This window comes from Kribbella sp. NPDC054772, from assembly GCF_053611945.1.
This window is the reverse complement of the sequence record NZ_JBSHBJ010000014.1, coordinates 106,274-127,460: the sequence shown is the minus strand read 5'-3', so window position 1 is coordinate 127,460 and position 21,187 is coordinate 106,274. Positions and strand designations below refer to the sequence as shown.

Below are 21,187 nucleotides of genomic sequence, written 5' to 3'. Positions count from 1 at the left end.
TCACCGGCGGGCGTTGCGGGACCAGATGAAGCAGTAGCCGCCGAAGGCCGCGATGCCGGCTGCCAGCACCGTCAGGAGGACGGAGCCGAACGGCTGCTCCTTGATGGTGTGCAGCGCGGTGTCGAGCCCGCCGGCCTTCTGCGGGTCGTAGGCGATGGCGGCCCAGCCGAACAACGCGCCGACGACCAGGAACGCGAGGCCCTTTGCGGCGTACCCGATCCGGCCGAGCAGGATCGTCAGGTCGGACACACCACCCGCGAGATCCTCGGTGAACTTCTTCGTGATCGCCTTGTGCAGCTGGCGGACGCCGATCCCGATGATGACCAGGCCGATGACGACGATGACGACCCGTCCGGCTCCGTGCGCCATCAGCCGGCCCGACATCGTCTCTTGCTGATTCGTGCTCGAACCGCTGGAACCGACACCGACCTTGACGGCGCTGATGCCAAGGAACAGGTACACGACGGCCCGGCCGATCGACGAGATCTTCTTCTCCAGCTCGAGGTGACCGTAGACGAGCTCCAGCACCCGCCACAGCACCAGGGCGAACATGCCGCCGGCGGTCACCCACAGCAGTACGCCGCCGAGCGGTTGGTCAGCCAACTCACGCAGAGCACCCTGCTGCGTCGCCTCCTGTGACGACTTGCCCCAGGCCAGCTGCAGCGCGATCCAGGCGATCAGCAGGTGGACGACGCCGTACGCCATCAGGCCGACGGTGATCGCGACGTCGTACGCGCGGCTGTGCCTCACTTCGGTGGCGGTACTCACGATCGTTCCGGTGCCCACCACGGAAACGGTCAGGCGGAGACGGGTGCGCTCGCTTCGCGGTCGGCTTCGTCGATGTCGCCGTACTCGCCGTGGCGGTAGGCGCGGCGGCCGAGGGTCCAGACGTAGGTGAAGAAGGCCAGTTCGGCGAGGATGCCGATCGTGACGCGGACCGGGGCGGGCAGGAACGGCGTCACGAACGCTTCGATCAGACCGGTGACGAGCAGGACCGCGCCGAGACCGATGGCCATCCCAACGGTTGCGCGGCCGGTCTGGGCGACCGCCTGCATCCGGGTGCGCGGACCCGGCACGATCCACGACCAGCCGAGGCGCAGTCCGGCTGCAGTCGCGACGAAGACCGCGGTCAGCTCGAGCAGACCGTGCGGAGTGATCAGACTGAAGAACAGACCGCCTCGGTCGTTGCTGATCATCAGACCGGCGCTGAGACCCAGGTTGAACGCGTTGTCCCAGAGGATGAAGACGGACGGGATCAGCAGGATGCCCAGCGCCAGTACGGCGGCACTGATAGTCGCGTTGTTGATCCAGACCCGGAGCGCGAAGTCCTGCGCCGGGTTCTCCGAGTAGTAGGACTCGAAGTCGTGGTTGACGAGCTGTTTGATCTGGTCCGGTGTGGCGACCGAGTCCAACGTCTCCGGATGCGCCAGCACCCGCCACGCGGTCCACGCAGCGACCAGGTAGAACAGCAGCCCGATGGTGACCCACCACCGCCTCGACGCGTACAGCGCGGCCGGAAAGGTCACCAGGAAGTACTTCGAGATGTCGCGCCACACAGGAGCCTGCGCACCCGTCACCGCACCGCGGGCGTCGGCGATCAGACCGGACAGCCGGCCGATCGACACCGGGTCCGCACCGGCGGCTCGGAGCGCGGCCAGGTGAGTGCCGACGCGTTGGTAAAGCGTGACGAGTTCCTCGGCCTCCGCACCGGACAGGCGGCGCTGGCGCCGGGTCAGGTACGCCAGGCGGTCCCACTGCGGCTGGTGCACCGAGACGTACGCTTCGACGTCCACTGCCGCACCTCCTCCACCCGGATGACTTCCTGCGCTGGCAGACTAGCCGGACCGGGTGTCTACGGAGGAGGGGGGCGACAACGTGTCTCAGCTGGTCACCGGTGAGGCGGTCGTCCTCCAGGTGCGGATCGCGCGGATGCCGACGCGGGCGCTGGCCTGCGCTATCGACATCGCGCTGCAGGGCGCCGTACTGGTGGCGCTGATCTCGCTGCTGGCCGGGTTCCTGCTCGGGGGCGAGGCCAGTGAGGCGCTGGGGGTCGCGCTGATCTTCATCGTCGTACTGCTCGTCGTGGTGGGCTATCGGGTGGTCATGGAGACGCTGACCCGCGGGCGCACGGTGGGCAAGATGGTGCTCGGGCTGAAGGTGGTGCGCGACGACGGGAGTTCGATCCGGTTCCGGCACGCGCTGGTCCGGACGCTGATGTGGTTCTTCGTCGACTTCGCCCCGTGGTTCGCGGCGTGCCCGGGGATCGTGGCGAGCCTGATGAACAAGCAGGGCAAGCGGATCGGGGACATGGTCGCCGGTACGGTCGTCATTCGCGAACGGCACCAGCCGATGGCGTCACCGCCGCTGTTCGTCCCGGCCCAGCTGGTGCAGTGGGCGCAGTCGCTGGAGCTGTCACGGCTGTCCGACGAACTGGCGAACGCCGCCCGCGACTACCTGGCGCGCTACACCGAACTCCTCCCCGGTGCTCAGATCGCCATCGGCGAGGCGCTCGCCACCCGCGTCGCCGCCGTCATCGCGCCGCCCCCACCGGGCCCGATCATCGCCCCGGCCTTCCTCTCCGCCGTCCTCGCCGAACGCCGGCGCCGCGAACTCCACCGGCTCTCCACGCAGCGCCCACTCAACACCGGCCCGTTCGCTCCCGCGTTCGCACCGGCGGCCACGCCGTCGTACGCGATCCCCGCGGGACCCTTCGCCCCGCCGAGCCCGTACGGCGTGCTCCCGCCGGCCGCGCCCGAGCCGGGCCCGTTCACCCCACCACCGCCGCCGAACTCCCGGCCGGCCGCCGTCAACGCCCAAGGCTGGGCGGCACCCGGCAGCAACGACGCCACCCAGTGGTTCTGAGCGGGTTATTGTTGCAGGCCGGGAACGCCCCGCAGGAAGCGGGGCGTTCGCGCTGTGCGGGACTCAGTAGCGGTAGTGCTCTGCCTTGTACGGTCCCTCGACCGGTACGCCGAGGTACGCCGCCTGCTCCTTGGACAGCTCGGTCAGCTTCACGCCGAGCGCGTCCAGGTGCAGCCGCGCGACCATCTCGTCCAGGTGCTTCGGCAGCACGTAGACCTCGGTCGGGTACTCCGCGGTCCGCACGAACAGCTCGATCTGCGCGAGGACCTGGTTGGTGAACGAGTTCGACATCACGAACGACGGGTGCCCGGTGGCGTTGCCCAGGTTCAGCAGCCGGCCCTCGGACAGGACGATGATCGTGTGGCCGTCCGGGAACCGGAACTCGTCGACCTGCGGCTTGATGTTGATCCGCTCGACACCGGCGGTCTTGTACAGCCCGGCCATGTCGATCTCGTTGTCGAAGTGACCGATGTTGCCGACGATCGCCTGGTGCTTCATCGCCGCCATGTGGTCGGCGGTGATGACGTCCTTGTTGCCGGTCGTGGTGACGAAGATGTCGGCGATCCCGACCACGTCGTCGACGGTCGAGACCTGGTAACCGTCCATCGCCGCCTGCAGCGCGCAGATCGGGTCGATCTCGGTGACGATCACCCGGGCGCCCTGACCACGCAGCGACTCCGCGCAGCCCTTGCCGACGTCGCCGTACCCGCAGACGACCGCGACCTTGCCGCCGATCAGGACGTCGGTGGCGCGGTTGATGCCGTCGATCAGCGAGTGCCGGCAGCCGTACTTGTTGTCGAACTTCGACTTGGTCACCGAGTCGTTCACGTTGATCGCCGGGAACAGCAGCGCGCCGGCCTTGTGCATCTCGTACAGCCGGTGCACGCCGGTGGTGGTCTCCTCGGTGACCCCCTTGATGCCCTGACCGATCGTCGTCCACTTGTCCTTGGACTCCGACAGCGAACGGGTCAGCAGGCTCAGGACGACGCCGTACTCCTCGGAGTCCGCGGTCGACGGGTCCGGAACGGCGCCCGCCTTCTCGAACTCGGTGCCCTTGTGGACGAGCATGGTGGCGTCGCCGCCGTCGTCCAGGATCATGTTCGGGCCTTCACCCGGCCAGGTCAGCGCCTGCTCGGTGCACCACCAGTACTCCTCCAGCGTCTCGCCCTTCCAGGCGAACACCGGGACACCGGCCGGCGCCTCCGCCGTACCCTGGCCGACGACGACCGCGGCGGCCGCGTGGTCCTGGGTGGAGAAGATGTTGCAGGACACCCAGCGCACCTCGGCGCCGAGCGCCACCAGGGTCTCGATCAGTACCGCGGTCTGGATCGTCATGTGCAGCGAGCCCATGATCCGGGCGCCGGCCAGCGGCTTGCTCTCGCCGTACTGCGCGCGCATCGCCATCAGACCGGGCATCTCGTGCTCGGCCAGCCGGATCTCCTTGCGCCCGAACTCGGCGAGACCGAGATCCGCCACCTTGTAGTCGAAGGTCATACCGCTCCCCTGAAGACTGTGCCCTGAATTGTGATTGCTTCCGACCTGAGCCTAGAGGGATGAGCCACGCGGTTTGATCGCTCCAGGCGCGAAATTGACACCGGAATGTCAGGATTGATGCTATGCGCATCGCCGAGGCCGCTCGCCAACTGGGTACCACTCCGCGCATGCTGCGCTACCGGGAGGCACTCGGGCTGCTCCCGCGCTCCCGGTCGGAGCACACCGCGCAACGCCAGTACGACGACCGCGACCTGGCCGCGGTACAACTCGCGCTCGACCTCGAACGCCGGTACGACGTGACGCCGGCCGCGCTCGCCTTCGCCCTGCGAGCCCTGGCCGAACCGTCCGTCGCGGCCGACATCAGGAACCTCGGCTACCGCACGGGGCGCCTGACAGCACCACCCACCCAAGCCCAGATCGACCGCGACCGGGCGCTGCGCTGGCTTGGACGCAGCGGCGTCCTGCCGGAGAAGCCTCGCTAGGAAAGGAAGGAAAGAAGGGAGGGGAGGGGGAAGCCCCGCCGTGGAAGGTCGGCGAGGCAGCGGCGGCGTTAGTGGGACGGGGCTTCGGGGACGGCGGGGCGGTCTTCGCGGACGTAGTTCTCTACGTAGATGTCGGGCTCGAGGTAGATGTGCTGGCTCATCGGCTCCGCCTCGCGGATGGCGTGCTCGGCGGCGTTGATGGTGTTGGCGACCACGGCGGCGTCGGAGGTGGGCTCGACGGCCAGCTTGGCCGCGACCAGCACCTCCTCGGGGCCGAGGTGCAGCGTGCGGATGTGGATCAGCCGCGTCACACCGGGAGTGTTCTCGATCGCGGCGACGATCCGCTGCTGGGACTCGCGGGTCGCGGACTCGCCGAGCAGCAGCGACTTCATCTCGATCGCCAGGAAGATCGCCACGCAGACCAGCAGCGCACCGATCGCCATCGAACCCAGGCCGTCGAACACACCGTTGCCGGTGGCAAGCGTCAGGATGACGCCGAACAGCGCCAGTACCAGTCCGGTGAGCGCGGCGAAGTCCTCCAACAGGATCACCGGCAGCTCCGGGGCCCGGGCGTTCCGGACGAACCGCACCCAGGAGACGTTGCCGCGCAGCTTGTTCGCCTCGACGATCGCGGTCCGGAACGAGAAGCCCTCCATCACGATCGCGATCAGCAGCACCGCGACCGGGACCCACTTCCAGTGCTCGATCCCGTGCGGGTCGTGCACCTTGTGGTAGCCCTCGTACAGCGCGAACAGACCACCCACGCTGAACAGCACGATCGACACGATGAACGAGTAGACGTACCGCTCCCGGCCGAACCCGAACTGGTGCAGCTCGTCCGCCGCACGCTTCGCACGCTGCCCACCGACCAGCAACAGCACCTGGTTGCCGGCGTCGGCGAGCGAGTGGATCGCCTCGGCGAGCATCGACGCCGACAGGGTCAGAGCCCAGGCGGCGAACTTCGTGATCGCGATCCCGGTGTTCGCCAGCAAAGCCGCGACAACGGCCTTGTTCCCGCCACCAGCCATGGTGTTCTGATCCTCCGAAGTGTCAGCGTGCGGACACGACGAAGGCCGTGCCGGAACCACGCAAGATACAGGGTCCGTCGGGTCCAGCAGCGAACGCGGACTGACCGGCGGACAACTTCACAGCAGATTCTTGGTCGGCAACCTCGATCTGCCCCGACACACAGCAGACGATCCGCGGACCCACACCGTCGACGGTCCGCTCGTCGTCGTCCAGATCGACGCGGTGTACGGCGAAGTACTCACACCCGGTCTCGTAGCCGCCGTCGTCACCGGCTGTCAGCACCGGGTCCGCGAGCGGCTCGAAGTCGACCACCGACACCAGCTCCGGGACGTCGACGTACTTGCTCGTCAGCCCGCCCCGCAGCACGTTGTCCGAGTTCGCCATCACCTCGAACCCGAGCCCGCGGATGTACGCGTGCACGTTCCCGGCCGGCAGGTACACCGCGTCGAACCGCTGCAGGCGAACCCGGTTCAGCAGCAGGGCCGCGAGTACGCCCGGATCGTCCGGGAAGTCCGCGCACAGCTTCGCCAGCGTCTCCCGCTCGAGCGCGAACGCGTCCCCGGCGTACTGCGCCACGGCCTCGCCGAGCGCACCGACCAGCGGACGGATCGTGTCCCGGTCGGTGCTCATGAAGTCGGTGAACGCCTCGCGGAGCTTTCCGTCCCGGAGCTGGTCGGTGAGCTTGTCGAAGCCCACCGGTGCGAGCGCCTCGAGCAGCGCGACGGTCTGCGCCAGCGGGCGGAAGCCGACCAGCGCGTCGAACGGCTCGAGCGCGATCAGGATCTCCGGCTTCGGCCAGGCGTCCTTGTAGTTGCGGTCCGCGGCGTCGCGGGGAATCCCGGCCGCCTCGTCCCGCGCGTACCCGTCGATCGCCTGGTCCCGCGAGGGGTGTGCCTGGATCGACAACGGCTGCGCGGCCGCCAGCAGCTTCGCGAGGAACGGGAACCGGCCCTCGAACCGCTCGGCCGTCTCCTCCCCCAGCACAGCCGCGGGGTCGAACGACACCGCGTCGTACAGGGTGTCCCCGGACGGCAGCACCGACGGCGCGGACTCGTGCGCGCCCATCCACATTTCCGCCTGCGGCTCGCCGGTCGGCTCGACGCCGCGCAGCTTCGGTAGCGCGGTCGGCGAACCCCACGCGTAGTCGCGGATCGTGTTCTGCAGCGGGACTACCACGCCATGTCCTCCGAGGGATTCCTCGGCTCGACCGGATCGTCCACGGTCGGCATCCCGTGCCGGCCGAGGCCGATCCCGAGGTACGCCGCGGCGTACCGGCCCTGCTGGGTCAGAGCGGCGTACCGCGCGACATCCGTGCCGTCGGCCTGCCTGATCGTGTGCACGCGGACGTCGTGCGCCTCCGCCTTGGACTCCAGCTTGCGGCGTTGCTCGGCGACACCGGCCTCTTCGGTCCCGTCGTCCAGGATGATCAGCGCCGGCCGCAGCTCCGCCGGCTTGTCGAACGGGTCCGCGAACAGATCCCGTGGCGGCTGGTTGAGCACCGGAAGCAGGTGGCCCGCGTCAGCGGCCAGCGCCGGCCGGCCACTGGCCAGCCGCAGCGCCTCAACCACGCGGCGAGCTGCGCGCGCGGCCAGCACGGAGCCACCCCAGACGAGCGGCAACGCGTCCGCCAGCACCAGCGCGAGGTCCTTCGCCGGGTTGGAGGACACGTCGTTGTTGGGCGAGCACTCGATCGCGACGTCGTCCAGCAACGACGCTACGGCCTTGTGATCCACCTCGGGACCAAGCTCCATCTGATGCAGCGCCTGCAGTACGGCGACGGCGGCGGCCAGCTGGTCGTCGGACTGGGACGGCAGCCGGATCGCATGCCGCAGACCGGCCGACGCGATCGCCACCGGAGAGTCCACCGGCGCAGCCACCATCAGCCCGCAACCACGGCGTACGGCTTCGCCCGCGGCCGACACCGCATCCGTGTCCTCGGCGGCACCGCCGAGGACGACGACCAGGTCCAGCGGACCGGCCCAGCCGGGCAGACCGGGGCCCGGCCAGGCAAGGAACGGAACCGGGCAGACCGGCTCGAGGACGGCCCGGACGAGCCGGGCGTCTCGTCCGGCCGCGACCACGGCCCGCGGCCGGAAGCCGTCGGACTCCAGCGCGGACAGCACGTCCTCGGACGCTTCGAGCTCGGCCCGGATCCGGGCACCGGCCATCGCCAGCCGGCGCAGCAGACCGTCCGCCGCCTCGAGGGCGGCCGGGTCGTCCAGCCGGGTGTCGTCGAAGACGCTCATCAATTCTCCGTGGCCGCCGGTTCGCGCGTGTCCCGGGCCTCGTCGATCAGCAGCACCGGGATCTCGTCACGCACCGGGTACGCCAGCGCGCAGCCGGCGTTGGTGCAGATCAGCTCGTTCGCCTCGTCGTCCACGCGGAACTCCGAGCGGCACTTCGGGCAGACCAGGATGCTCAGCAGGTCCGGGTCCAGATTGACTGCCATTCAGTTCTCCTCCACCGATGCGCCGGTGATCAGGGCCAGTACTTCGTCACGGACGCGCTCCATCGTGGCCTGGTCCGCCGCTTCGGCGTTCAGCCGCAGCAACGGCTCCGTGTTCGACGCACGGACGTTGAACCACCACTGTCCCGCTGACACGGTCAGCCCGTCCAGATGATCGACGGTCACGCCGTCGACGCCAGAATACGTATCTTCGATCGCCGCGACCGTCGCCGCCTGGTCGTCGACGGTGTTGTTGATCTCGCCGGACGCGACGTACCGCTCGAACTCGGCGAACAGCTCGCTGGCCGGCTGGTCCTGCTCACCGAGGGCGGCCAGCACGTGCAGTGCGGCGAGCATGCCGGTGTCGGCACGCCAGAAGTCGCGGAAGTAGTAGTGCGCCGAGTGCTCGCCGCCGAACACCGCGTCGGTCTCGGCCATCTTCTGCTTGATGTAGGAGTGCCCGACGCGCGCGCGGACCGGCGTACCGCCGTGCTCGGTGATCAGCTCGGGGACGGCCTTGGAGGTGATCAGGTTGTGGATGACCGCCGAGCCGGGGTGCTTGGCGAGCTCACGGACCGCGACCGCGCCGGTGATCGCGCTCGGGGAGATCGCCTCGCCCTTCTCGTCCACCACGAAGCAGCGGTCGGCGTCACCGTCGAAGGCGAGGCCGAGGTCGGCGCCGGTCTCGCGGACCTTGGCCTGCAGGTCGACCAGGTTCTTCGGGTCCAGCGGGTTGGCCTCGTGGTTCGGGAAGTTGCCGTCCAGCTCGAAGTACATCGGGACGATCGTCACCGGGCCGCCGGCGAAGACCGCCGGGACGGTGTGGCCGCCCATGCCGTTGCCGGCGTCGACGACGACGGTCAGCGGGCGGATGGCGGACAGGTCGACCAGGTCGTGCAGGTGGTCGGCGTACGCCGTCAGCAGGTCCTTGTGGGTGACGTGCCCGCGGGCGGGACCGGTCTCGGCGTTCTCGGCGAGGGCCTTGGCGACCAGGTCGGCGATGTCCCGCAGGCCGGAGTCGGAGCCGACCGGTGCGGCGCCTGCGCGGCAGAGCTTGATGCCGTTGTACTTCGCCGGGTTGTGGCTCGCGGTGAACATCGCTCCCGGCAGGTCGAGCCGGCCGGACGCGAAGTACAGCTGGTCGGTGGAGGCCAGACCGATGTCGATCACGTCGGCGCCGGTGCTGGTCACCCCCTCGGCGAACGCCGCCGCCAGCGCCGGGCTGGACGGCCGCATGTCATACCCGACCACGACCGCACCGGGTCCACCGAGCACGTCCAGCACCTCGACGAACGCGGCCCCGGTCGCCCGGGCCACCGACTCGTCCAGCTGGTCGGGCACAACCCCCCGCACGTCGTACGCCTTGAAGATCGCCGCAACGTCAACCATGCGTGGACCCTATCCGGCCCACCCCACAACCCCCACCTCAACCCGTCGAGAGCCGCACGGTGAGTTCGCGGAGTGGGCCGTCGGGCTCAGGCCTTCTCGAACCAGCCGATGTCCTTGCGGTGGTGGACCGTCGGGAGCTGGCGCGGGCTGCTCGGGGCGGCCCACTTGGTGGCGTTGGCCAGGATCTGCTGGATCTCCGGCTGATGGTACGTCGGGTACTCCTGGTCACCGGGGCGGAAGTAGAACACCCGGCCCTGGCCGCGGCGGTAGCAGCAGCCGGAGCGGAACACCTCGCCGCCGGTGAACGAGCTGACGAACACCAGTTCGTCGGGCTGCGGGATGTCGAACAGCTCGCCGTACATCTCCTCGCGCTCGATCACCAGCGGGTGCGGGACACCCTGCGCGATCGGGTGCCCGGCGGCGACCGTCCAGATCAGCTCGCGGTCGTTCTCGGCCCGCCAGTCGAGTGAGCAGGTGGTGCCCATCAGCCGGATGAAGATCTTGCTGAAGTGCGCCGAGTGCAGCGCGATCAGACCCATCCCGGACAGCACGTGCTGCTGGACCCGGTCGACGATCGCGTCGTCGACGTCGCCGTGCGCCGCGTGACCCCACCAGGTGAGTACGTCGGTGTCGGCGAGCACCTCCTCGGTCAGACCGTGCTCGTCCTGCTGCAGCCACGCCGTACGGACGACGACGTCCTGCCCGAGCTTGTCCCGCAGCGCCGCCGCGATCGTCTCGTGCATGGTGTCCGGGTAGACCTTGCGGACCGACTCGTCGCGGCCCTCGTGGACGTTCTCGCCCCAGACGGTGACGCGGATCGGACCCTTCGACTCAGCCATGGAGTACCACCTCTCGGCCCGCCTTCGCGGAGGCGTAGCAAGCGTCGATGACTTCGGTCCGGAGCAGCGCCTCGGACCCGTTCTGGCCTTCCCACTCGCCGCTGCGGACGATCCGGACGAACTCCCGGACCACCGCGCGGTGGCCGAGCCCGGCGCCGGTCGCCGGCTTCACCTCGGCCGGGATGCCGGCCACGTCGGTGAAGATCCGCAGCGTGTCCACGGTGGTGTAGTTCTGTACCTCGATCTTCGCGCCGCCCTCGGTGCCGAACAGCTCGATCCCGAAGTTGTCGCCCGGCGCGCGGTACGTCGCCCAGCTGGTCTCCAGCTGCAGCGCGCCGCCACCCTTCAGCCGCAGGTACGCCGTCGCCAGGTCCTCGACCTCGAACTTCGAGCCGAGCGTGTTGACGGTCGGGCGGTCCGGGCTGCTCGAGCTGCCCTTGCCCTGCGGACCGAGCTCGGCGAACGTGTCCGCGGACACCGTGGTGATCTGCGGCTCGCCGAGCAGGTGCAGCGCCATATCGAGGATGTGGACGCCGAGGTCGATCAGCGGACCGCCGCCGGACAGCTCCCGGTTGGTGAACCAGCCACCCATGCCGGGGATGCCGTTGCGGCGCATCCAGTGCGCCTTCGCGTAGTAGATCCGGCCGAGCTGACCCTCGTCGATCTGGTGCTTGAGGGCTGCGACGTCACCACGCTCGCGGTGGTTGAAGACGACCTTCAGCACCCGGCCGGCCTTCTTCGAGGCCTCCACCATCACGGTGCCCTCGGCGACCGTCCGGGCCAGCGGCTTCTCGGACAGGACGTGCAGACCCTTCTCGAGCGCCTTCAGCGCGATCGGGGCGTGCAGCTGCGTCGGCGTACCGATGCTGACCGCCTCCAGCCCCGGCGTCTCGAGCAGGTCTTCCCACTTCTCGTACAGATGCGGTACGCCGTGCTTCTCGCCGAGGCTGGTCAGCGTGTCCTTCTCCAGGCCCGCCAGCGCGATCACCTCGACATCCGGCAGCTCGGAGAACGCCTCCAGCGCCGTCCGACCGGCGAATCCCAGGCCGACCACACCGACCCGCAGTTTTTGATCGTTCACAGACACGATCCTCTCCCGATGACAACGAAGGTCACAAACCTCAATCCACAGTACGGAACACGTTCCAACATGTGCGAGGGGGGCGGCCTGTCGCCCACCGGGTGAGACGCGGAGTCAGTCCTCGTCGGTGTCGAAGTCCGGGTCGATCTGCTCCGGTGACAACGCGAGCACGTCGGCCAGCTCGAGCACCAGTGCGGAGCGGACCAGCCAGGCCAGGCTCGCCCCGGACCGCTCGGCGCGGAGCTCGATCGGCCGCCGGAAGACGACGATCCGGTACGGCTCGTGGGAGGTCCCGCCGGTCGCATGTGTGAGCGGGATCTCGGTCGCGTCGAGGTCCAGGTTCGGGACGTCCTCGATCGCGAACTCGACCCGCGCGATCACCTGCGGGAGCCGCTTCTCGAGCCGTGTCACCTCGATCGCGACCACCTCGTCGAACGAGGCCGCGAGCGAGCGCTGCAGCGGCAATCCACGCGGCGCGAACTTGCTCGGCCGGCTGATCGGGCCGAGCATGCCGCGCCCGTGGCGGTCGATGTGCCTGCGATGACGGCGAGCCTCGGTCACGCGCTCAGCCTAGTGGGGGTAACGTCTGCCCGTGAGCATCGCCAGGATTTGTTCGCGCGCCGGATGTCAGAAGACGGCTGTGTCGACGCTCACCTACGTCTATGCGGACTCCACGTGCGTCCTCGGCCCGCTGGCGACGTACGCCGAACCGCACTGCTACGACCTGTGCGCGGACCACGCCGACCGGCTGACCGCTCCGAACGGCTGGGAAGTCATCCGGCTCGCTCCTGACCCGGCAGCCGCCGGACCGTCCTCGGACGACCTGGAAGCCTTGGCGAACGCGGTCCGCGAGGCTGCGCGTCCGCTGCCGCCCCGCGAGCCCCGCACGGGTACGCCGGGCGCACCTGTCGAGGTAAAGCGCCGAGGTCACCTGCGGATGCTGCAGGACCCCGGCGCCAACTCCTCCGAAGGCTGAGCTACCGCAGCGCGGCGCTGACCTCAGGCTGCGCACCCAGCTGTGCACGGAACACCAGCGACGTCGACAGCGGCCACACAGCCACCTGAGGTACGTCCTCGTCCTTAGGCTTCGCCGCCGGCATCAGTGTGACGCCTGCCACGACCGTCCCCCGCGTCTGCTGCACCATCAGGTACGTCGCGCGCGGCTGCGCGGGGAACGCGATCTGTGTCGTCGCGCCGGCCACAATGTCCAGCGCCCGCGTCGTCAGCACCCGTCCGCGCGCGTCCCGCAGCTCGAACTTCACACTGCCCGTCTTACCGGGCGCGGTCACCTGCAACATCGCAGGCTGCTGGTGCGCCGGCAACACGAGGTACGCCGGTCCGGTCAGCGCCTCCGCCGACCCGATGGACGCGAACTCACTGCGGCTCGCGTCAGTGACCCGCAGCGACGCGGTCACCGGCTGGTCTGACGTGATCGTGACCCCACTCGCGTCACCGTGCAGCACTGGGTCGAGCATGAACGTCTTCACCGAGCCGGCCGCGATCTGGACGGTCTCCAGACCGGCAGGCTTGAACGGACCATTCGGGCCGTTCACGGTGAGGCTGGCGGTCGCCTGCAGGTCCGACGGGTTCGCCACCGACAGGATCCGCAGACCGCCACCGGCCGCCACCGCCGGCACGAACACCTTGGTCGCGGGCGCGGCCGACGCGTTCAGCCAGTCCACACCGACCGGCTGACTGCCGTTCGACGCGTTGGAGCGGACAGCGGCAGCTACGCGACCACCTGTCGACTCCACGTGCAGTGCGATGTCGCGGAGGTTCGGAGCGACCTCCTTGAGGAACAACGCGAAGAAGCCGTGTGCCGGGACCACGATGCCGCGGGCGGCGGGCAGGTCCTGCGCCCCGGAGCGCGCGAACACGCCGACGTTCACCTCCGCGTTGACGCTGTCCAGATTGGTCAGCACCAGGACGTCGCGCCGGTCACTCGCACCGGACGCCCCGACGAACCAGAAGTCCGAACCGGGCGCCTGGCAGCTCACGCTGGCCATCCCACGGTTCACACCCTCCTGTGCGGTCGTCGTACTCGTGCCGACCGTGCCGGCGGCGAGCGGACCGGTGCCCTGGATGGACAACGGCTCCGGCTTCACCGCCGGAGCGCTCGAAGCGATCGTTCCGCGGGTCAGCAGGGAACCGACCGGGTCGCCAGTGGCGGGCAGCGGCGCGATCGTCAACGGGTCGGCGTCGCCGGACGCGATCGGAGTACCTTCGGGCAGCGTCGGAGCCACCGCGTTCACCACGCTGGCCATCTTGCCGCCGGGTGACAGCACCGGGCACGACAGCGCCGTACGGTTCACCACCGCACGGGACGGCTCGGTCACGGCCGCCTGCGGGCGGGTGTCCGGCGACTTGGGATGGGTGACCACGCCGAGCCCGGCCAGTACCGCCATGGCGGCGACGACGGCCCCGATCCGCAGCCGCGGGTCGGACAGCAACCTCACCGGGGGTCCCTCCTCGCGTGTGTTCCTTGCGGTACGGCGACAGTGCGGCGGACCGTCGGCAGACAGAACACCAGTGCGATGATCCAGGCGATCAGACCGAGGATGCGCCACGCCGTGTGGGTCTGGTCGACCAGTGGGGTCTTGCCCTCGATCTTCGACCGGTCCACCAGCCAGGACGCGTCGCCGTCGCTCGCGCTGGCTCTGGTCAGACCAGGCAGCGAGTCGAGCGTGGCCTGCAGCGTGGTGTCCACCGGACCGGGCAGGTAGACGTAGTCGATCGCCAGACCGGCCAACTGCCTGCCCTCCTCACCGCTACCGCCGCCACCGAGGGTCGCCAGTACGTCGGCGATCGGTTTGGTCTGCGCAGCGGTCGGAGCCGCCTCGAGCGACCCCATCCGCGGTCCGCCGTCCTTGACCAGTGAGAACCGCATCTGGCCGTTCGGCGCCTTGCGCACCACCAGGATCGAGTTGTTGTCCGGCGGGTCCTGCGAAGACACGAGGTACGCCGGGAGGTCCTGAGCAGGCCCCCGCCACAGCGGACCGTCACTTCCACGCACCAGCCAGAAGCCTGCGGTCACGACAGTCGTCAGCAGGACGACGCCGAGCACGCCCTGCACGATGATCTCGGTGGACTTGCCGACCGAGTCCCACGCGACCGTCACGGCGATCACCCAGCCGGCGGTCATCAGGAACATCAGCGGCCCGCTGCCACCACCCAGTCGGCTCGCGACCAGCGTCCCGGCCAGACCGGCCAGTGCGGCGAACCAACCGAGCAACTCGTACCGGTTCCGCGACTGACGCAGCAGACACAACAGCGCCACCAGGATGAGCGGTACGGCGAGCCACCAGGGCGTCGGCGCACCGATCGGCGTACCGGTGAGCAGATGCGGGAGGCTGTCGCCCGGACCGACCGCAGCGGTCGGCGGACCGCCCGCCTCCTGGCCCAGCTTCGACGGGTGCAGCACCAGGTCGATCGTCCACGGCAGAACGAGCACGAGCCCCAGTACGACGGAGAACACCAACTGCCGGCCCTGTCGCCGCCAGCCCAGCCCGAACACGGCGCCGAGAACGAGCAGGACGGCCATCAGAAGACCGAGCGCCGGCGTGAACGCGATCAGCACGGCCAGGCAGATCCCGGCGAACCACGCGGCCCGCCAACTGCCCTGGATCACCACACGCCGCCGCCGCGCGACGGTGTGCACGGCAGCCCCGAGCAACGGCAACACGATGGCCGCCACAACAGTCCCGAGCCGCCCCTGCGTGATCGCCCCGTTCATGAACACGGCCAGCCCGTACGCCGCTGCGCCCCAGGCGCGCGCCACACGGTCGACGACGAACGATCGCAGCAACGCCCAGGCCGCCAGGCCGGCCAGCGGCACCGCACCGAGCAACAGCAGGTTCGTCGCACCGGTCGGGCCGAACATCACCGTCGAGAACGCCCACATCTGCGCCAACCACGCAGGTGGTGTCACGCCTGGCGGAGCGGACGCGGCCGCGTGCCACAGGGCCGCGAGGTTCTCCTGTGCCGGAAGCAGGAGGTTGGACCGGAGGACGCCGCCACCGATCAGGTCGCGCGCAGAGATCAGCGCACCGATAGCCAGCACGACCCAGGCGACCAGGAACGGCCGCCGGATCAACTGACGACGCCAGCGCGGCTGGTCGACCGCTACGCGGGCAGTGGACTTGGCCCGGCGAGCAGTGGTGACGACCTGCTCTTCCGGTTCGTCCGCCCAGGCTTCACGGATCCGCTCGGAGATCGTGCTGGTGGTTTCCTCCAGGTTGTGCCGCAAGGCGTGCACGGACCGGGAGAACAGGCCCTTGATGTCGTCGTACGGGACCTGGTCGAGGTTTTTGCGGTTCTTGCGGGCCGTTGTCCAGCCGCCGGCCAGGAGCGTGCCGAGCAAGGCGGTCCACTCGTCGACCGCACCTGACGGTGTCTTGCCGAGCAGGAACCAGATCGACCGCATCACGGTGCCGAGGAGGAACCGGAGGATCAGGAGGGGCAGCAATTTGCCCGGTGCGTTCGCGAGAACCGTGTAGTACGCGTGGGCGCGGTCCAGTTGGTAGGCGTGCCGACGAGTGCCGGCCAGCGCCCGCTCACCGGTCGCAGCGGCCTGCGCGTGATAGACGACCGCGTCCGGCGCGACTCCGACCTGGTAGCCGGCGCGACTGGCCCGCCAGCCGAAGTCGATGTCGTCGCGGAACATCGGCAGCCGCGGGTCGAACCCGTGCAGCGATTCCCAGACATCGCGACGTACCAGCATGCCGGCCGAACTGACCGCGAGCACGTTCCGCGGGTGGTCGTGCTGCCCCTGGTCGAGCTCGCCGTTCTCGATCCCGGTGTCGCGGCGGCCGCCGAGCGACGTGGTGACGCCGACCTCGAGCAGTTCGCGATCCCGCGGCCAGAGCCGGAGCTTCGGGCCCCAGACGCCGGTGTTCGGCGACATTGTGGCCTGGAGCAACAACTTCTCCAGGGCCTTCGGTGCCGGCGCGCAGTCGTCGTGCAGCAGCCACAGCCACTCCACCACGGGCATGTGCCCGTCGTCGCCGTACGGGCCGACGGCACTCGGGATCGGCGCGAAACCGTGCGTCTCCAGGCCGCGGGCCACGGCCAGGCCGAAACCGGTGCGCGCCGAGAGGCTCACCACCGGCTCCACACCAGGCATCGCGGCGAGTAGTTCGGCGGTGTCGTCGGTGGATCCGGTGTCGACCGCGATCAGCCGGTCCGGACGTGGGTTGAGCGCCCACAACGCCTCGGACAGACGCGGCAGCCAGGCCGCGCCTTCGTGGCCGACCACCACAGCGGTGACGACATGGCGGACCCGCGGACGACCCATGGCGTCGTCGATGTGATCGGTCGGGAAATCGACGGAGTCGAAGAATTCCCAGCCGGCCGGAGCTTCTTGTTCCATGCGGAGCTGTGACACCTCGATGCTTGCGGACGGTCACCGTGACCGCAGTCCCGGCGAGGAATCACCATACAGCCGCCGTCGGAGTGTGTGGAAAGCCGCGGGCCCCGGGGGTGATCACCCCGGGGCCTCGCGGAAGTCCATCGTGAAGTTGTCGCTTGCGTTCGGACCGTCAGACGGCCTTTTTCTTCAGCTTGCGGCGTTCCCGTTCCGACAGGCCGCCCCAGATCCCGAAGCGCTCGTCGTTCTGCAGCGCGTACTCGAGGCACTCGCCCCGGACATCGCAGCCCAGGCACACTTTCTTGGCCTCGCGGGTGGAACCGCCCTTCTCCGGGAAGAAAGCCTCTGGATCGGTCTGGGCGCACAGCGCCCTTTCCTGCCAGTTCGGCTCCTCCTCGATCGCCTCACCGTCGACAATCGCCATCAGGCCCTCTGTCACGGTACGACCTCCTCGACCCTGTTCGTTCCCCTGTACATGTGGGTTTGCGGTCCACATGCCTGACCTCGTCCGTCCTGCGCTCTGCAACGGTCCCCGATACCGAGTGTCCAACGAACGACACGGTTGAAATTACATTCCTGCAATCCACGAAAGTCAAGCCGTGCTCTGCTATTGGGATCATCCGCAACATGGCCGCAAAAGAACGAGAGGCCTGTAGATGCAGGCCTCTCGCGCTGTGTACCCCAGATTCAAACGCCCTCCTGGCGGATTTTCACACCCGGCCAGGAGAGGGCTTTCCCTTCCAGATCAGGAAGGTTGCGACCACCAGCCCTGCTGGCCCTGCTGCGGGTTCTGGTCGTTCTTGTCCGGCTCGACCCGCGGATCGACCCGGGTCTCGTCGCCGGCCTCGGTCTGCGGCGCGGGCGCCGGAGGCTCAGTGCCGCTCGGCTGCGGCTCCGCTGCCGGCGTCCCCTCGGCCTGCCAGGCCTGCTCCTGCTGCCAGGCCTGCTGCGCCTGCTGGGCTTCGCTCGGCTCGTGCGAGCCCTCCTCGACGACCGCGGCACCCTGAGTGCCCTGGTCCTGCTGGCCCCACTCCTGCTGACCGGGCTGCTCCTGCTGGCCGGCCGGCTCGTGCTGACCGTGCTGCTCCTGCTGGCCGTACTCCTGACCGGACCACTGCTGCTGTCCGGCGTCGCCGGCACCCCATTGGTGCTGCTGCTCCTGCGGCCACTGCTGGCCCTGACCCTCGTCGTGGCCACGCCACTGCTGCTGGCCCTCGGAGCTCCACGCCTGCGTGGGCTCAGCTGCCTGCTGGCCCTCGGCGGACCAGGCCTGCTCGCCCTGCTGACCGGAGTGCTGCGCGGAGTGCTGACCGGGCTGGGCCTCGGCCTGACCGGCCGACCAGTTCTGCTGTTCGCCCTGGTTCCAGCCCTGCTCCTGCGGCCACTGCTGCTGGTCGCCCTGACCCGCCGCATAGCCACCCGCAGCGCCGGCCGCCGGGTAACCGCCGTACTGGCCCTGGTCGTGTCCCTGGTCGTACTGGCCGCCGTACTGACCCTGCTGGCCCTGCTGACCCTGCTGGTAGCCCTGCTGGCCGTACGGCGCGGTCTGGCCGTACTGCTGGCCCTGCTGACCCTGCTGCTGGAACTGACCGGGCTTCGGGGCGCGGACCGGCGCGGGCATCGCCTGGAACGTCTTCAGGATGTAGAAACCCGCCGCGGCGTACAGGGCGAGCGCCCCGAGCGCGGTCAGGAAGTTCGTGATGTTGACCCCGGCGGACGCGCCGCTGTTGAAGGTCGCGAACCCGGCCAGCAGCACGACGAGAGCCAGCACACCCGTGATCACGAGCGCGACCAGCGCGACGAGCCGCGCGTTCGGGGTCCGCTCACCCTCGTTCACCAGCCAGACCGCGCCGACCAGCGCGATCAGCAGCGCCAGCCCGGAGGTCTGGAACGGGCCGATATCCCGGAACGCACCGGCCGAACCAGCGACGAAACCGGAGCCGGTGACGAACAGCTGGAGTAGCGCCGACAGCGCGAACAGGGCAGCGAAAGCGAGCAGAATATACGCGACCGGCTCTTTGAGCTTCTTGGTTGCGTCGGTGACCACGAGGGCTCCTCGGATGTTGGGGGGCCGTACAACTGAGCTGTGCGGATGCATCTGACCCTCCGCAGCATAGTCGTGCGGTGGTCCGCCGCATTGACGACTCGTGCAGACTCTTCCCATGCGATTGACAGTGCTGGCCGGTGGCATCGGCGGTTCCACCTTCCTGCGCGGGCTGCTCAAGGCCCGGCCGGACGCCGAGATCACCGTCGTGGGGAACACCGCCGACGACATCACCCTGTTCGGGCTGCGGGTCTGCCCCGACCTCGACACCGTGATGTACACGCTCGGCGGCGGGATCTCCGAGGAACGCAAATGGGGCCGTGAGGACGAGACCTGGGTGATCAAGGAGGAGCTCGCGGCGTACGGCGTGGAGCCCACCTGGTTCGGGCTCGGCGACCGCGACGTCGCGACGCACCTGGTGCGTACCCAGATGCTCGACGCGGGCTACAGCCTCACCGCGGTCACCGAAGCACTGTGCAGCCGCTGGAAACTGCCGGTCCGGCTGCTGCCAATGAGTGACGACCGGATCGAGACCCACGTCGTGGTGGACGACCCGGAGAACCCGGGACGCCGCAAGGCGATCCACTTCCAGGAGTACTGGGTCCGCTACCAGGCCGAGGTCCCCGCGCACCAGATCATCGCCGTCGGCCAGGACAAGGCCAAGCCGGCGCCGGGTGTCCTGGAGGCGATCGCGGAGTGCGACGTACTGATCGTCCCGCCGTCCAATCCCGTGGTGTCGGTCGGCACGATCCTCGGCGTACCCGGGATCCGGGAGGCGGTCCAGGCGACGGCCGCGCCGGTCATCGGGCTGTCGCCGATTATCGGCACCGGTCCGGTCCGTGGAATGGCGGACAAGGTGCTGGCCACGGTCGGTGTCGCCTCGACCGCCTCGGCCGTCGCGCGGTACTACGGTTCGCGATCGTCCGGCGGTGTGCTGGACGGTTGGTTGATCGATACCTCGGACGCGATCCAGGCGGATTCGATCGCCGGAGCCGGAATCAATGTCCAGGCCGTCCCGTTGTGGATGACGGATGAGACCACGACCGCCGCGATGGCTGACGCGGCACTGAACCTCGCGGAGGCCGTACGGCGATGAGGAAGCACCTGGAGATCTTCCCGGTGACCGGACTGCCCGAGGTGGCGGCCGGGGACGACCTGGCCGCGCTGATCGCCGACGGCGCCGACTTGCGCGACGGCGACGTCGTCTCGGTGACGTCGAAGATCGTCAGCAAGGCGGAGGGCCGGTTGACGCACGGCACCCGGCAGGAGGCGGTCGACGCCGAGCTCGTCCGGGTCGTCGCGCAACGCGGTGAGACCCGGATCGTGCAGACCCGCCACGGCCTGGTGATGGCCGCCGCGGGCACCGACACGTCCAACACCGCGCCCGGCACCGTGCTGCTGCTCCCCGTCGACCCGGACGCGTCGGCGCGCGAGCTGCGCACCGCGCTGAAGGAGCGGTACGACGTGAACGTCGGCATCGTGGTGACGGACACACTCGGCCGCCCGTGGCGCAACGGTCAGACCGACCTCGCCATCGGTGCCGCCGGGGTGCGCGTGGTCGAGGACCTGCGCGGTACGACGGACAGTCACGGCAACGTCCTCGCGGTCACCGAGCCGGCGCTGGCCGACGAGATCGCGAGCGCCAGCGAACTGGTGAAGGGCAAGGCGGACGGTGTTCCGGTCGCCGTACTGCGCGGGCTGGACGACGCCGTACTGCCGGTCGGCGAGCGCGGTCCCGGGGCGCGGGCGCTGGTGCGGGACGCGGAGTACGACATGTTCAGCCTGGGTACGCGGGAGGCCGCGCGGGCCGCCGTACTCGATCGGAAGGCGCCTGCCGGTCCGCGGGAGGTCGATCCCGCCGTGTGGTCGGGGTTGCTGGCCGAGGTCGACGACGTACGGCTCGAGGTGGGTGACAACGCTGTCACGGTGTTCGGTGAGGAGCCGGTGACGGTCGGGGTGGTGGCCGAGCGGCTCGCCGTCCTGCTGCACGCCGAGGGGTACGGCGTCGCGGTGCGGCCCGGGCCCGGAAGCGAGGCGACGGTCACGTTCGGCTCACGGTCTGCCTAGATTGGCAGTAGTTTTCTAGGCAACTTCTTAGGGTCACCTCGTACACTGCCATCGCACGGCGGCGCGGTGGCCGCCCTAATCCGGGAAGA

Annotated in this window: 20 protein-coding genes; 5 read left to right on the top strand and 15 right to left on the bottom strand. The window is 69.3% G+C overall.

Translation table 11 applies throughout. The annotated features are described in order from the left end of the window. A complete protein-coding gene (locus ACWGID_RS22565) occupies nt 1-750 on the bottom strand; it encodes a DUF1206 domain-containing protein (protein WP_452199470.1) in 750 nt (249 codons plus the stop codon). A 47-nt stretch (nt 751-797) separates the two neighbouring features. Further along, complete coding sequence (locus ACWGID_RS22560; RefSeq protein ID WP_452199468.1) at nt 798-1,793, bottom strand: stage II sporulation protein M; 996 nt, start codon at nt 1,791-1,793, stop codon at nt 798-800. An 82-nt stretch (nt 1,794-1,875) separates the two neighbouring features. On the opposite strand from ACWGID_RS22560, the gene ACWGID_RS22555 reads away from it, so the two are divergent. Next, on the top strand, nt 1,876-2,862 hold the full coding sequence (locus ACWGID_RS22555) for an RDD family protein (protein ID WP_452199466.1): 987 nt from the start codon (nt 1,876-1,878) through the stop codon (nt 2,860-2,862). Nucleotides 2,863-2,925: 63 nt separating this feature from the next. Here the strand turns inward: ACWGID_RS22555 and ahcY are convergent, their stop codons facing one another. After that, nucleotides 2,926-4,356 (bottom strand): adenosylhomocysteinase, encoded by a 1,431-nt coding sequence (ahcY, locus tag ACWGID_RS22550; protein ID WP_452199464.1) that lies wholly within the window; start codon nt 4,354-4,356, stop codon nt 2,926-2,928. Nucleotides 4,357-4,478: 122 nt separating this feature from the next. Here ahcY and ACWGID_RS22545 point away from each other — a divergent pair, with 122 nt between their 5' ends. Further along, entirely contained in the window at nt 4,479-4,838 is a 360-nt protein-coding gene (locus tag ACWGID_RS22545; protein ID WP_452199463.1) for a MerR family transcriptional regulator, read from the top strand. 68 nt (nt 4,839-4,906) lie between these two features. On the opposite strand, the gene ACWGID_RS22540 is transcribed toward ACWGID_RS22545, so the two are convergent. The 8 genes from ACWGID_RS22540 to ACWGID_RS22505 all read right to left on the bottom strand — a co-directional run bounded on the left by ACWGID_RS22540 (nt 4,907) and on the right by ACWGID_RS22505 (nt 12,183). Further along, complete coding sequence (locus ACWGID_RS22540) at nt 4,907-5,866, bottom strand: cation diffusion facilitator family transporter (RefSeq protein ID WP_452199461.1); 960 nt, start codon at nt 5,864-5,866, stop codon at nt 4,907-4,909. 22 nt (nt 5,867-5,888) lie between these two features. Next, entirely contained in the window at nt 5,889-7,043 is a 1,155-nt protein-coding gene (gene manA, locus ACWGID_RS22535; RefSeq protein ID WP_452199459.1) for a mannose-6-phosphate isomerase, class I, read from the bottom strand. Next, on the bottom strand, nt 7,037-8,113 hold the full coding sequence (locus ACWGID_RS22530) for an SIS domain-containing protein (protein WP_452199457.1): 1,077 nt from the start codon (nt 8,111-8,113) through the stop codon (nt 7,037-7,039). Before ACWGID_RS22530 ends, manA begins: the two co-directional genes overlap by 7 nt. Beyond that, on the bottom strand, nt 8,113-8,316 hold the full coding sequence (locus ACWGID_RS22525) for a Trm112 family protein (protein ID WP_452199456.1): 204 nt from the start codon (nt 8,314-8,316) through the stop codon (nt 8,113-8,115). The genes ACWGID_RS22530 and ACWGID_RS22525 overlap by 1 nt, the downstream gene beginning before the upstream one ends. Beyond that, nucleotides 8,317-9,702 carry a phosphomannomutase/phosphoglucomutase gene (locus tag ACWGID_RS22520; RefSeq protein WP_452199454.1) on the bottom strand — a complete coding sequence of 462 codons (1,386 nt, stop codon included), beginning with the start codon at nt 9,700-9,702 and terminating at the stop codon, nt 8,317-8,319. It lies immediately after the preceding gene. Nucleotides 9,703-9,788: 86 nt separating this feature from the next. After that, nucleotides 9,789-10,541: a ThuA domain-containing protein gene (locus tag ACWGID_RS22515; protein WP_452199453.1), complete on the bottom strand. Its 753-nt coding sequence runs from the start codon at nt 10,539-10,541 to the stop codon at nt 9,789-9,791. Then, the gene (locus ACWGID_RS22510; protein WP_452199452.1) at nt 10,534-11,622 is read right to left on the bottom strand and encodes a Gfo/Idh/MocA family protein; all 1,089 of its coding nucleotides are present in this window, start codon (nt 11,620-11,622) and stop codon (nt 10,534-10,536) included. Before ACWGID_RS22510 ends, ACWGID_RS22515 begins: the two co-directional genes overlap by 8 nt. 114 nt (nt 11,623-11,736) lie before the next feature. Then, nucleotides 11,737-12,183 carry a metallopeptidase family protein gene (locus ACWGID_RS22505; RefSeq protein ID WP_452199450.1) on the bottom strand — a complete coding sequence of 149 codons (447 nt, stop codon included), beginning with the start codon at nt 12,181-12,183 and terminating at the stop codon, nt 11,737-11,739. Nucleotides 12,184-12,214: 31 nt separating this feature from the next. Here ACWGID_RS22505 and ACWGID_RS22500 point away from each other — a divergent pair, with 31 nt between their 5' ends. Continuing rightward, a complete protein-coding gene (locus ACWGID_RS22500; protein ID WP_452199449.1) occupies nt 12,215-12,598 on the top strand; it encodes a DUF3499 domain-containing protein in 384 nt (127 codons plus the stop codon). A gap of 1 nt (nt 12,599) precedes the next feature. On the opposite strand, the gene ACWGID_RS22495 is transcribed toward ACWGID_RS22500, so the two are convergent. From ACWGID_RS22495 to ACWGID_RS22480, 4 genes are all read right to left on the bottom strand, one after another. Further along, complete coding sequence (locus ACWGID_RS22495) at nt 12,600-14,078, bottom strand: DUF5719 family protein (RefSeq protein WP_452199447.1); 1,479 nt, start codon at nt 14,076-14,078, stop codon at nt 12,600-12,602. After that, on the bottom strand, nt 14,075-16,990 hold the full coding sequence (locus ACWGID_RS22490) for a glycosyltransferase (protein ID WP_452199445.1): 2,916 nt from the start codon (nt 16,988-16,990) through the stop codon (nt 14,075-14,077). Before ACWGID_RS22490 ends, ACWGID_RS22495 begins: the two co-directional genes overlap by 4 nt. A gap of 169 nt (nt 16,991-17,159) precedes the next feature. Continuing rightward, entirely contained in the window at nt 17,160-17,411 is a 252-nt protein-coding gene (locus tag ACWGID_RS22485) for a WhiB family transcriptional regulator (protein ID WP_020389877.1), read from the bottom strand. A 321-nt stretch (nt 17,412-17,732) separates the two neighbouring features. Next, nucleotides 17,733-19,034 (bottom strand): hypothetical protein, encoded by a 1,302-nt coding sequence (locus ACWGID_RS22480; protein WP_452199443.1) that lies wholly within the window; start codon nt 19,032-19,034, stop codon nt 17,733-17,735. Nucleotides 19,035-19,149: 115 nt separating this feature from the next. Between ACWGID_RS22480 and cofD the strand changes: the two genes are divergently transcribed. Further along, complete coding sequence (cofD, locus tag ACWGID_RS22475) at nt 19,150-20,127, top strand: 2-phospho-L-lactate transferase (RefSeq protein WP_452199441.1); 978 nt, start codon at nt 19,150-19,152, stop codon at nt 20,125-20,127. Then, the gene (locus ACWGID_RS22470) at nt 20,124-21,098 is read left to right on the top strand and encodes a coenzyme F420-0:L-glutamate ligase (protein ID WP_452199440.1); all 975 of its coding nucleotides are present in this window, start codon (nt 20,124-20,126) and stop codon (nt 21,096-21,098) included. The genes cofD and ACWGID_RS22470 overlap by 4 nt, the downstream gene beginning before the upstream one ends. Nucleotides 21,099-21,187 lie beyond the last annotated feature (89 nt).

Coding starts and splice junctions, on each gene's coding strand:
- ACWGID_RS22515 (WP_452199453.1), bottom strand. CDS start 10,541: ATGGCTGAGTCGAAGGGTCCGATCCGCGTCACCGTCTGGGGCGAGAAC.
- ACWGID_RS22540 (WP_452199461.1), bottom strand. CDS start 5,866: ATGGCTGGTGGCGGGAACAAGGCCGTTGTCGCGGCTTTGCTGGCGAAC.
- cofD (WP_452199441.1), top strand. CDS start 19,150: ATGCGATTGACAGTGCTGGCCGGTGGCATCGGCGGTTCCACCTTCCTG.
- ACWGID_RS22490 (WP_452199445.1), bottom strand. CDS start 16,990: ATGGAACAAGAAGCTCCGGCCGGCTGGGAATTCTTCGACTCCGTCGAT.
- ACWGID_RS22520 (WP_452199454.1), bottom strand. CDS start 9,702: ATGGTTGACGTTGCGGCGATCTTCAAGGCGTACGACGTGCGGGGGGTT.
- ahcY (WP_452199464.1), bottom strand. CDS start 4,356: ATGACCTTCGACTACAAGGTGGCGGATCTCGGTCTCGCCGAGTTCGGG.
- ACWGID_RS22470 (WP_452199440.1), top strand. CDS start 20,124: ATGAGGAAGCACCTGGAGATCTTCCCGGTGACCGGACTGCCCGAGGTG.
- ACWGID_RS22545 (WP_452199463.1), top strand. CDS start 4,479: ATGCGCATCGCCGAGGCCGCTCGCCAACTGGGTACCACTCCGCGCATG.
- ACWGID_RS22485 (WP_020389877.1), bottom strand. CDS start 17,411: ATGGCGATTGTCGACGGTGAGGCGATCGAGGAGGAGCCGAACTGGCAG.
- ACWGID_RS22525 (WP_452199456.1), bottom strand. CDS start 8,316: ATGGCAGTCAATCTGGACCCGGACCTGCTGAGCATCCTGGTCTGCCCG.
- ACWGID_RS22530 (WP_452199457.1), bottom strand. CDS start 8,113: ATGAGCGTCTTCGACGACACCCGGCTGGACGACCCGGCCGCCCTCGAG.